8 protein-coding genes are annotated in these 13,095 nt (G+C 38.6%); all 8 read left to right on the top strand.

Translation table 11 applies throughout. The features are described 5' to 3' along the window. Positions 1-363 precede the first annotated feature (363 nt). Positions 364-3,549 (top strand): SusC/RagA family TonB-linked outer membrane protein, encoded by a 3,186-nt coding sequence (locus ELS83_RS11225; protein WP_171595664.1) that lies wholly within the window; start codon positions 364-366, stop codon positions 3,547-3,549. An 18-nt stretch (positions 3,550-3,567) separates the two neighbouring features. Beyond that, the gene (locus tag ELS83_RS11230) at positions 3,568-5,103 is read left to right on the top strand and encodes a RagB/SusD family nutrient uptake outer membrane protein (protein WP_171595665.1); all 1,536 of its coding nucleotides are present in this window, start codon (positions 3,568-3,570) and stop codon (positions 5,101-5,103) included. Positions 5,104-5,242: 139 nt separating this feature from the next. After that, positions 5,243-5,515: a LysO family transporter gene (locus ELS83_RS11235; protein ID WP_171595666.1), complete on the top strand. Its 273-nt coding sequence runs from the start codon at positions 5,243-5,245 to the stop codon at positions 5,513-5,515. A gap of 23 nt (positions 5,516-5,538) precedes the next feature. Continuing rightward, the gene (locus ELS83_RS11240; protein ID WP_171595667.1) at positions 5,539-6,144 is read left to right on the top strand and encodes a LysO family transporter; all 606 of its coding nucleotides are present in this window, start codon (positions 5,539-5,541) and stop codon (positions 6,142-6,144) included. 19 nt (positions 6,145-6,163) lie between these two features. Then, positions 6,164-7,978, top strand: a complete 1,815-nt coding sequence (locus ELS83_RS11245) for a M6 family metalloprotease domain-containing protein (RefSeq protein ID WP_171595668.1) — start codon at positions 6,164-6,166, stop codon at positions 7,976-7,978. Positions 7,979-8,260: 282 nt separating this feature from the next. After that, positions 8,261-9,643, top strand: coding sequence for an aminopeptidase P family protein (locus ELS83_RS11250; protein ID WP_171595669.1), 1,383 nt, complete (start codon positions 8,261-8,263; stop codon positions 9,641-9,643). 226 nt (positions 9,644-9,869) lie between these two features. Then, on the top strand, positions 9,870-10,829 hold the full coding sequence (locus ELS83_RS11255) for an ornithine cyclodeaminase family protein (protein ID WP_171595670.1): 960 nt from the start codon (positions 9,870-9,872) through the stop codon (positions 10,827-10,829). Between the two features lies 1 nt (position 10,830). Next, complete coding sequence (locus ELS83_RS11260; protein WP_171595671.1) at positions 10,831-13,089, top strand: S9 family peptidase; 2,259 nt, start codon at positions 10,831-10,833, stop codon at positions 13,087-13,089. The last annotated feature ends 6 nt before the right edge of the window (positions 13,090-13,095 follow it).

The raw sequence follows: 13,095 nt of genomic DNA on the forward strand, positions 1-13,095 counted from the left end.
ACAACAAACAACCGTAAAACTAGTGTACAGACATTCACACCGTGGACTCTTTGAATGTCTAATTTGTTGATTACCTCTTATGACTTTTGGAATAGCTACCAACTATTTCCAAACACCCCTTATATCAAAATTCAGAAAACAGAAATCAATTAATTGTTCTGGAAAGAATTGGAAAGATGTTAAGCTTGCCTGATTAACGCCTGGTAAGAATATTGACAACACCAATAGATTTTCAGCTGACGAAGTAATAAATAAAAACAGGGAAAGCTACCAACAATCCCTGTTTACAAATAATTAATCGTTTGTTGTTCTGTACGCATATAATAAAGAACAACAAAACTAACTTTTAACGCATCTAAATTTATGAAAAAAAACGCAAAAACTATTGTGCGGAAATCATTCGCGCAACAGTGCTTGGTTTCATGGATGATGAAACTTTGCATCCTGGCCGTTTTAGTAGGACCAATGCCTGTTCTGGCTTCGGATTCTTCAGAAACTTTCACTAATCAGCAAAATCAAAAAAAGATTTCGGGAACAGTTGTTGATGAACAAAATTTACCACTGATTGGAGTAAACATTGTTGTTAAAGGAAGTACCATTGGTACCGTAACAGACTTCGATGGAAATTTCCAATTGGATGTCCCTGAAAATGCAATGTTGATATTCTCTTTTATTGGTTATGTAGATCAGGAAATTGTAGTGGGCAACGAAAGCACTTTCAATGTAATCCTTAAAGAAGATGTTCAGGGGTTAAATGAGGTGGTAGTAGTTGGGTATGGTACTCAGAAAAAATCGGACTTAACAGGGGCAGTTGCTTCTGTAAAAGCTGAAGATTTGGCTAAGACACCATCTTCGAACCCTGTAAATGCTTTACAAGGGAAAGTTGCGGGTGTTACCATTACAAAATATGGTGGTGCTCCAGGTTCGGGGTCAAACATTACCATTCGTGGTATTGGTACCATTGGAAATAACAACCCATTGTACATTATCGATGGATTGCCAGGCTCAATGTCTTTGTTAAATCCTGATGACATTGCTTCTATCGAAGTATTGAAAGATGGTGCAGCTGCTGCTATTTATGGTTCTCGTGCTGCAAATGGTGTGGTTTTAATCACTACCAAAAAAGGAAAAGCTGGTAAAGTAAATGTTGATTTCAACATGCACGTAGGTTCGGTTAAAGCAATCGATCAGTTAGATTTACTAGATTCTGAAGGTTATGTGAAAGTACACAGAATGATGTACGAAAACTACAACCAATATGCATCTCCTGGTGATCAAAACCCAATTCCAACATATGTAACTGATCCTATTATGGCGAATACCGATTGGCAGGATGAAGTTTCTGGAAACGGATTACAGCAATTTTACAACCTTAGCATTAATGGTGGCAACGAATTGGGATACTATGGTATTTCGGGAAGTTGGAATGATGAAGAAGGTTCACTAATGGGAAGTGAATATCTTAAGAAAACTCTTCGTGCTAAACTTGGTATGGAAAAAGGACGTCTTAAAGTTGATGCCAACATCTCATATGCTGAAACCAACTCAAAAAGCGCTAAATTTTCCTTACGCGATACTTACAACTTAACACCTTTAATTTCTCCTTTTGATGAAGATGGTAACGTTCAGTTGACTTATGGTGATATGCCAGCAAATGCGAATCCATATGCAAATCACATCAACAGAAAAGGTGAAACAGATCTACAGTATTTTTCAGCGAATGTAACAGGTCGTCTTAAAATTACTGATTACTTATCGTACCAGGTAAATTTAGGTTTGATCAATAGCAATAATATTGAGTGGAGCTACCACCCAAAATTCCAGCGCAGTCCTAAAGATGGTGAAGATTGGATTTACTATGGTGAGGAGAGAAACAACTACCGTTCTCAAATCATGGAGCACTTGATTAACTTCCAAAAAGATTTTGGCAAGCATTCGGTAAGTTCTGTGATTGGTTATACTGCATCAGAAGATACAAACCATTGGATTGGAGCTAACGTAACAGGTAAAAAAACAGAATATTCTGCCGAAGACGATAACGTAATCACCAATGATATTCCTGCTGGTTTCCTTGATCCAAATTTCATGACTTTGAATGGTGGTGAAGGTGGTACTTACGATGCTTATGGTAGCAAGAATGAATATACTCGTACTTCTATTTTAGGTCGTATTAACTATTCTTACGACAACAAATATCTTGTTCAGGTAACAGCTCGTCGCGATGGTTCTTCTAAATTTGGTGAAGATTCTCGTTTCGGAACTTTCCCATCGGTAGCATTGGGTTGGAGAATTACCGAAGAAGCTTTCATGTCGGAATATGACTTTATCGATAACCTAAAATTACGTGCTTCCTGGGGTAAATTAGGTAACGAGGTAACCTTAGGATTGTATTCGTACCAGGCCCTAATTAGCTCGGGAACCGATTACAACACTGGTGCCGTTAAAGGTACAGGTGCAAACCCATGGACAGGTAGCATTGCTCGCGACCTTGAAAACAAAGAGTTACAATGGGAAACTACCATTTCTAAGAACTTAGGTTTGGATTTTGCATTCCTTAACTCAAAGATTACTGGTACAATGAACTACTACAACACAACTACAGAAGACATGTTGGTGGTTCGTAAACTTCCTGGATCAGCAGGTTTAAATAATCCTACATTAAATGTTGGAGAGATCGAAAACAAAGGTCTTGAATTGGAATTGGGATATCACAAAAACCAAGGTGATTTCACATATAATGTAAACGCAACTTTCACAACCATTAAGAACGAAGTTATTAGCCTGGCTAATACCGATCAGGCCTTGTTTGGTGAAGGTTTGAAATTTGGCGATTCTCACTTCCCAACTCAAACAAGAGTGGGTTCTGAAATTGGTGCCTTCTACTTGTACCAAACCGATGGAATCTTCCAGTCGATGGATGAAGTGAATGCACACGTAAACGCAGATGGTGATCTTTTACAAGCTAACGCAAAACCAGGTGATATTCGCTTTAGAGATATGAATGGTGATGGTATTATCGATCCGGAAGATAAAGTATATTCTGGTTCAGGTATTCCTGATTTCACTTACTCACTAAGCTTTGACGCAAAGTACAAAGGTTTCGATTTCTCGATGATGTTCTACGGTGTTCAGGGCAATGAGTTGTACAACGGAAACCGTTACTATTTGGAAAACATGTCGGCAGGACAAAACTTCCTTTCTTCAAGCTTGAATGCATGGACAGAAACCAACCGCAATACAAATGTTCCTAGAGCAGTATTGGGAGATCCAAACTCAAATACTCGTGAATCAACCAGATATCTTGAAGATGGTTCGTTCTTGAGATTGAAGAATATTGAATTGGGTTACACCTTACCAAAAGAAGTAATCAGCAGAATTGGACTTACCAAATGTAGAGTGTATGTAAATGCACAAAACATCTGGACAATGACTGATTATTCAGGTATCGATCCGGAAGTTGGACGCGGTGATGTATTGAGTTTAGGTATCGACCGTAGCTTCTACCCTATCAACAAATCATTCTTTGCTGGTATTCAACTATCATTCTAAATCAATTACTGAAATAAAATGAAAAAATTATTATATATACTTAGTGCAAGTATCCTGTTGGGATTGTCTTCTTGTGACGAAGATTTTATGGATACAAAATCGCCAGACCAGTTAACTGGTGATAGCTTTTGGAGAAATGTGAGCGATGCAGAAGCCGGATTGGCAGCTGCCTACTCGCAAATGGAATGTGCAACCTCGTACTGGGGATTTGCAGAAATTAAATTCCCTGTTGAAATGTACCCATCAGATTTGGTAAGAATTGGTGGCGATGCATACAACTATGAAGATTGGTTGTCGATTTACAACTTTAACGTAAACTCTGCAAACACGCAAACTACTTCGTATTGGAACATCCACTACAAAGGAATTAACTTTGCAAACCAGGTGATCGAAAAAGTAGGTGAAATGACCGAAGAGCAAATCGATCAGGCAAAGAAAAATGAAATTATTGCCGAAGCTCACTTCTTAAGAGGATACTATCACCTTAAGCTGTTATTGGCCTGGGAGAAAATTATTGTAAGAGATGCTTACCCTAAAGGACTTTCGGATATCGATAAAGCATTAAGCGAAAGAACCGAATGTTGGGATTTTATTGTAGCTGATTTTGCAAAAGCTGCTGCTACTCTTCCTGGTTCGTACGATAGCGCAAACGTAGGTAGAGTAACCAAATGGGCTGCTTATGCATACCTTGGAAAAGCGAACCTTTACCGCGCTGGTGAAGAAAGCGCCAACTCTGGTGAGTATTACAATGCAGCAAAAACGGCTTTCGCCGAAGTGGTAAACTCAAACAACTTCTCTTTGGTTGATAATTTCATTAGCATGTTCGATGGAACAAACCAGAACTCAAGCGAAGCAGTTCTTGAATTGCAGCTTTCGAACAATACCGATAATGGTGCATGGTTCAAGTTCCCACATCACCGTTGGATCAAGCCTAAAGGTTTGTACGGATGGGACGAAATTGCAGGTAGCGCATTCTTATTGGAAGAGTTTAAAAAAGAAGGCAAAGTAGCAACAGATGGTCGTTACGATCACCGCTTGTACGGAACCTTATTCTTCGATGATGACTATTTTAACGATTCTGATAACCCAAGAGTTTACGGATACACCTTCAGAGAATGGTGGGATGCAAGCAGCACTGCTTACGATTACACTGGTTTCAGAAAATATTTGCCATCAACAAGAGAAGAGCTGGATGCTTACAGCCATGGTAACAACATGCCATTAATGAGATATGCTGATGTTTTATTGATGTATGCAGAAACGCTAAACGAGCTGAACGAAACTGCAGCAGCTATTCCACATATCAACAATGTAAGAGCTATGCATGGTGGTCTTCCTGCAATGACTGGAACAGATAAAGCAGCTGTTACAGCACAAATCGAACACGAAAGAATTTGTGAATTTGCAATGGAAGGTTCACGTTTCCACGACCTGCGTCGTTGGGGCAAGCTGAACGAAACCATGGCTGCCCATGGTAGAAGCGGTGTAACTGATGCTAGTCACTTTTTCCCTATTCCGGAATCAGAAGCCAATTCGAACAACAACATAGATTAGGTTAGTTAATTAGTAGTTAATTATTAGTTACGCATGACTTGAAGTGCCCTCAGCAATTTGAGGGCACTTCATCTCATCATGCCATTAGGCAATAAAAATTTAAGTAAATTCGCCCCAAAGAACAAAAAGAATAATTATCATGATTACAGTTTTAGTATTAATGACCTTGGGTATTGGTTTGGGTTTTTTCGTAGGGAAGTTTCCAAAAGTTATTAAAGGGGTTGACAAAATGACCACCTGGTCGATTTATTTATTGCTGTTCCTTTTAGGTATCGGTGTAGGTTTAAACGAGAAGATCATTAACAACTTGCATACCATTGGTTTGCAAGCCTTAATATTGACCATAGGTGCAATTATAGGCAGTTTGGTTTTCGCATACATTACCTACAAACTTTTTTTTAAAAGCAAATAAGCTAACAACAGAACTTTTATACCATGAAGAACAGCCTTATCATACTTGGATTTTTTGCGTTGGGATTAATTCTGGGACTAACCAGATTTCTTCCAGAAGTAATAATGGAATCTGATTTCTCACTTTATGCCCTTTACCTTTTAATGTTTTTGGTAGGAATTGGCATTGGTGCCGACCGATCATCCTGGAGGGTGATTAAGGAAACCAACATTAAAATTATACTTGTACCCTTGTGCGTTATCATTGGCTCATTGGTTGGTGTTGGGCTAATCTCTGTATTCACACCCGGAATACAATTAAAAGAAGCTTTAGCAGTAGGAGCCGGTTTTGGTTACTATAGTTTATCTTCTATTTTCATCACTCAAATTAGCGGCGAAACCTTAGGAGTTATCGCTCTACTATCAAACATCTTACGTGAAATCATCACATTGCTTGCCGTACCTGTTTTTGTAAAATACTTTGGTAAACTTGCCGGTATTGCATCGGGTGGAGCCACAGCAATGGATACAACACTTCCCATCATATCAAAATACACGGGAAAAGAATGGGCAATCATTGCCATATTTAGCGGAATTGTGCTAACAATACTGGTTCCTTTCCTTGTTCCTTTTATTCTGGAAGTGTTCTAATTAAATTAGAATTTAACCCATGTTCAAATACACTACTAATCTACTTTTTGTTCTTTTCTTTTCAATTCAAGTATTTGCTCAAACAGATGTTCCTACAGGTGCCCCTGTTTGCAACGATCCAATTCAAATTACAATACTAAACGGCAATAAGCTGGAAGTAATTTGCAGAGGTGATAGCAGATTACATTGGATGGAAACAGAAGATGGTTATATGCTATCGCAATTCGAAAATCAGTATTTTTTCGCAAAAATTGCTGATGGTAAATTGATTAAAACGGATATAACCGTTTCTAAAGCCAACATTACTGCCAATAGAACAAAGCTGAATAAGCTGCGTATTCAAAACGATCAAGCTTTATCCGCTATTCAATATCGTTCAAAATCGCTAAAAACCATAGGTGGTGTTCCTGCCAAAGGAAAAATTAAAATCCCGGTTTTATTGGTCGATTTTGCTAACCAACTACACACCCGAAGCAAGGAAAATGTAGAAGAAATGTTCAGTCAGGATGGACACAATAACTACGGAAGCGTAAAAGAATATTACCTGAGAGCCAGTCACAACCAACTTGACATTGAGTTTGAAGTTTTTGGTTGGTATCAGTCTGGTCTGACAACACAAGAAGTTGCAGAAAACAAAGGTGGAAAAGCTGCCGGTAAACTCGTAAAAAAAGCCGTAGAACTTGCACATGCCGATGGCGTTGACTTCTCGCCATATGATAATGATGGTGATGGCGATGCCGATGTGCTTGTTGTGATGCATGCTGGATTGGGTGCCGATCATTATGGGCAGGAAGAGTACATCTGGCCAAGATCGTGGGCACTACAATATACAGTTGGTTTGCCACAAACTTACGGCGACCTAAAAGTAAACGACTATGTAATTGCATGCGAAATGCGCGAATATGACGGCAGCTGGCAAGATGCTGGAATTGGTACTTTTGTTCATGAGTTTGGGCATGCTCTTGGTCTTCCCGACCTTTACGATGGCACTGGAAATTCGAATGGCCTAGGTCATTGGGCCATCATGTCGGCCGGATCTTGGTTGAACAGGGGCTATAAACCATCAAACTTTTGTGCATGGGCACGTGTAAAAATGGGTTGGGATGAACCTAAAGTTCTTCAGTACGACGATTATGGCAATTATAGTATGAACTCCTCAAATATCAATCAAAATGAGGTGTACAGAATTAATACTACCAATGACAACGAATATTTCCTACTTGCCAATAAACAAGCAGAAGGAAATGATATCGGACAACCTGCATCAGGCCTGGCAATTTTTCATATTAATGAACAAAAGGCAAATCAGGATTACAACGTAAACGATGACCGCGACAACCCGGGCGTTCGCTTTGTTGAAGCAGATTTTAATGAAAACCAGGGCTTATATAACGCCATGGATAGAGGTAAAGCAAGCGATCTATTCCCAGGAACCACCAACAAAACAGAATTTGGACCACATTCAAACCCGAATTCCAACTTGTTTAATGGTGAAGGTTCAGAAGTGTGGATTCGCGATATCAAATTGGAAAATGCCCTGCTAAGCTTTTCATTAAACCAGGTAACAGGCATTACATCAATTGATGAAACATCAGATCTTATCCTTTATCCAAATCCGGTGAAAGATTACATTAAAGTAAGAGGTTCACGTGAAATTCTTGCAAATGCCAGCATCGAAATATATCATGCCAATGGAAGTAAAATGCTTGAAAAAACATTGAATTCTTTTCAGGACGAAGAGCAAATTAATCTTCAATTTTTACCCAAAGGTGTATACCTGATCAAGATTATTAGTGATAAAAATATCTATTCTAAAAAAATAGTAAAATACTAACTGATTAATAAATATTTATTCGGGTACAGTTTTTACAATTTTCAAATTATTATTTGCGTTTTTTTTCTAAATTTACCCAAGACAAATTCAAATGTATGTTTCTATTTAACGACTACATAACGCACTACAATAACTCGTACAAAGGCTTGTACGAGTGTTGGATTTGTTAATCCCTCCCATATTCACGATTGTATCAGAAATTCTTATTTCTCAACACTTTATATTTTCTAATGGAATTACTGTATCCTTTAGAATTTGCCAAAACACCATAAATCCAACCTTATGTTTACAAAAGAAACTTATCAAAAACGCAGAGAACTATTAAAATTAACAGTAAAATCGGGCATTCTATTATTCTTGGGGAATGATGAATGTGGCATGAACTATGCCGATAATACATATCACTACCGCCAGGATAGTACCTTTTTATACTTCTTTGGTTCCGATTATGCCGGCTTAAATGCCATTATTGATATCGATGAAAATCGTGAAATTATTTTTGGTGATGAATTGACTATCGACCATATCGTTTGGATGGGTACCCAACCTACCATAAAAGAAAAGAGTGAAGCAGTTGGTATTAACGAAACTGCACCAAGCAATCAACTTAAGGAGTATTTAGGCAAAGCAATTGCTCAAGGCCGTAAGGTACATTATCTACCTCCTTACCGTCCGGAGCACCAGGTTAAATTATTGAACTGGATGAATATTCATCCGGATCAGGCTGTAGAAAATTCATCGAGCGAATTTGTTCAGGCAGTTGTAAATCAAAGAAATTACAAAACGGAAGAGGAAATTATTCAGATAGAGGAAGCTGTAAACATTACCGCAGATATGCACCTAACGGCAATGAGAATGGCTAAGCCTGGGATGAAAGAATCGGAAATTGCTGCTGCGGTGCAGGAAGTTGCCATTCGCGCAGGTGGTCAGCTTTCTTTTCCAACAATTGCGACAATAAATGGCCAAACATTACACAATCACTATCATGGAAACACCATTAAAAGTGGTGATATGGTCTTGATTGATTGTGGTGCCGAAAATGGGATGCACTACGCAGGTGATATGTCGAGCACATTCCCTGTGAACAAAACATTTACCGAACGACAAAGAGAAATTTACCAGGTTGCCTTAAATGCACACGAAGCTGCCATAGCTGAGTTAAGACCTGGCGTTCGTTTTAAAGATGTACACCTGAAAGCTTGTAAAACCATTGCCGAAGGAATGAAGCAAATGGGTTTCATGAAAGGCGATATGGATGAAGCCGTTCATCAGGGTGCACACGCATTATTTTTCCAATGTGGATTGGGACATATGATGGGATTGGATGTTCATGATATGGAAAATCTTGGAGAAGTATATGTAGGCTACAATGGTGAGGCAAAAAGCACGCAGTTTGGTTTAAAATCCTTGCGTTTGGGAAGAGAATTAGAGCCAGGCTTTGTACTCACAATCGAACCTGGAATTTACTTTATCCCGGAACTAATTGATATGTGGAAAGCAGAAAAGAAATTTGCCGATTTTATCAATTACGATAAAGTAGAAGAATACAAGAATTTTGGAGGATTGAGAAATGAAGAAGATTTCTTGATTACAAAGGATGGAGCTCGTTTATTAGGTAAGCCGATTCCTAAAACCATTGAAGACGTAGAATCTCAAAGATCATAATTATACCAAATCTACATTAAAATGAACTCAATTATTTTGTTCTTTTGCGTTTATCTTTCGTTAAAAAATATCCCCGTAGCTTAGGCTATGCATCTATTTTTTATCTCATCTAAACCCAAAATATTCCAAATAATTTAAAGCTCATTTTAAAATAGAATTGGAATTAGTTTTTGTTTCCATCTGGAGGGTGAGAGTCTCAGCTCTCCCCTCTTACACCATTGAACCAATGCTAATACTCAATCAAAATCAGATCAAAAACCTCTTTTCAAGCCATGAGGTTCTTGAAGCAATAGAGCGGGCTTTCAAAATTTTCCACGAAAACAAATTTGAAATGCCTGATCGGATGCATGCGCATCACGAGGATATCACTCTTTTGTTAATGCCTTGTTTTACCGAAGGATTTTTTGGCACCAAACTGGTAAGTGTGAATCCAAAAAATACGGCGATAGGGAAGCCGTCTATTTATGGGAGCATGATTTTAAATGATTCCAAAACAGGTGAACCAATTGCCTTACTAAACGGAGCTGCTCTTACTGCGGTTAGAACTGGAGCTGTTGGAGCAAGCGGCATCAAATACACGAGCAAAGAATCTGCTCAAAATATTGGAATTATTGGAACTGGTATCCAAGGATTTACACAAGCTATATTTGCTTGTGCAGTTCGACCTGTGAAAAAAATTCATGTGTTTGACTTGAATGAAGAGAAACTGGCTGAATTTGCTGCGTCACTTCAAGAAAAATTGCCCGAAGTTGAAATATGCAGCCAAACATCATCCGAAACATTAGTGAAAGAATCGGATGTTATTATTTGTGCTACCAGTGCAAATGAGCCTGTAATTCCAGATGATCCGGAACTGCTAAGAGGCAAATGTTTTATTGGCATTGGATCGTACAAACCAAACATGAGAGAATTGCCTGATGCTCTGTTTTCACTGATTGAAAATGTATGGGTAGATACGCCTTTTGCTGCTTTTGAAAGTGGAGATATTGCAAAGCCTCTCGAAAAAGGTTTACTAGGCGAAAAACAGGTAAAACCCATTAGCAATTTGGTGGCAAACGAAACTTATGACTCATCGGAAACAAGCTTCTTTAAATCGGTAGGAATGGCATTGTTTGATGTCCTTGTAGCCGAATACCTGTATCAAAAAGCAATAAAAGAAAACATCGGAACCCAAATCGACTTATAAAATGAAAAGTACTCCTTACATACTAATATTCATGCTGTTTGTAAGCTCATACAATCTATTTGCTCAAGGTGAGCTGAAAGATTATCAGGAAGCTGAAAAATGGCTTTGGAAAAATATCGAAAGTAAAATTTACAAAAGCAATATCTACCCCAACTGGATTGGGAAAGGCGATTCCTTATGGTACAGCACCAAAACACGAAAAGGACAGGAATTTTTTCTTGTTGATATCAAAAACAAAAAACAGGAGGAGCTCTTCGATCATCAAAAAATGAGCGAAGCGCTAAGCACTTATACTGGTACAGAGTTAAAAGCTTATGAACTCAAATTAAAACAGTTAAAGCTTAAGAATCAAAGCAAACTCGAGTTTGCTCTTGATACTTTCCTGCTTTCGGTCGATCTGAAAACTTACAATGTATCGAAGCGAGAGAAAGAAAAAAAATATCGCAGTCAGGAACTGCTTTCACCAAACAAAGAGAAAATTGCTTTTATTAAAGATTATAACCTATTCCTAAAATCGGGAGATGAAGAGAAACAATTGACTACTGATGGGAATGCAGAATTGAGTTATGGAACCTCAATTTCTTGGTATTTCGTGAAAAACGAAAGTCAGAACCAAAAAATGGAATACGAGATTGATGCCTATTGGTCGCCTGACTCACGATACCTGATTTGTGCAAAATACAACCGAAAGCATACACAAAAGTTGTTCATGTACAAATCGACTCCGAAAGAAGGGTTCAGAGCCGAAGTGTATTCCTACGAAAGACCCATTGCCGGCGATAAAGACCTGACAAGGGTTTCCTATGTGGTTTTTGATACACAAACAGGCAAAACCATAGATTGTGATCTTCCTGAAAACGCCACTTTCCTGGAGTATGGATTTCAGTGGAAATCGAACACAAGAGCATATACACTTCGCTATTATAGAGGTTATCAGAAAAGAGAACTCATAGAGTTGGATGTGGCAACGGGTAAGAGCAGAAGCATCGTTTCGGAAACTGCAGATACTTACGTTGATCCAAACATGCACATTTACAAAGTGAACAAAGAGTCTGATGATGTGATTTGGACGTCGGAAAAGGATGGCTGGCATCACTTGTATCGCTATAGTTATGAATCAGCAAGTTTAAAAAATCAGATCACGAAAGGAGAATTTGTAGTAAGAGAAATTTGCAAAGTGGATTACAAAAAGAAAAAAATCTACTTCAGAGCAAATGGAAAGGAAGAAGGAGATCCATACTACACCTACCTCTACTCCATTAATTTTGATGGAAGCGGAATGAAACTCTTATCGCCAGAGAATGCATTTCATAGCTGCAGAATAAGTCCAAACGGCAAATATATTTTCGACAATTATTCTCGTGTTGATCTTCCCGATCGATTTGTAATCAGAAGTGCTAAAAGTGGGAAAAGGGTGATGGATATTGCTGAAACCGATATCCAGGACATTCTAAAAATGGGTTGGAAAGCTCCCGAAATGTACTCGGTAAAGGGCCGTGACAATGAAACCGATATTTATGGTGTGATTTACAGACCATTTAATTTGGATGCTACAAAAACCTACCCTGTTCTTGATGGCACCTACTCGGGACCACAAACCATACGCACTCCAAAAACTTTTCGCCGCGGCCTAATTAATATGGATGTGCCAATGGCTCAGATTGGTTTTGTTGTGGTAACAGTTGATGGTATGGGATCTGCCTTCAGATCGAAAAAATTTCACGATGTTTCCTATAAAAACCTTGGGGATATTGGGGCACCTGATCATATCAAAGCCATTAAAGACCTGGCAAAAAAATATCCATACATGGATATAGAAAATGTTGGGATTTATGGCCATTCTGCTGGAGGTTACGATGCTACTCATGCATTACTGGCTCATCCTGATTTCTACAAAGTTGGTGTTTCATCAGCAGGGAATCATGACCACAGAAGTGCAAAGGCCTGGTGGCCCGAATTGTACATGGGTTTCCCTGCAGGAAAACATTACGATGAACAGTCAAACTTTTTTATGGCAGACAAGCTGGAAGGAAAGCTATTATTGGTTCATGGAAATATGGATAACAATGTAAATCCGGCTGCTTCTATTCGAATGGCCGATGAGCTGATTAAAGCCAATAAGGATTTTGAATTGATTCTTCTGCCCGGCAAAGATCATGGAACTTGTTATTACGATACATATTTTATTCGCAAACGCTGGGACTTCTTTGTAAATTACCTGATGCACAAACATGCTCCAAAAGAGTTCAAAATTAACTAATCGATT

The organism is Marinifilum caeruleilacunae (assembly GCF_013141825.1).
GTDB classification, from domain to species: domain Bacteria; phylum Bacteroidota; class Bacteroidia; order Bacteroidales; family Marinifilaceae; genus Marinifilum; species Marinifilum caeruleilacunae.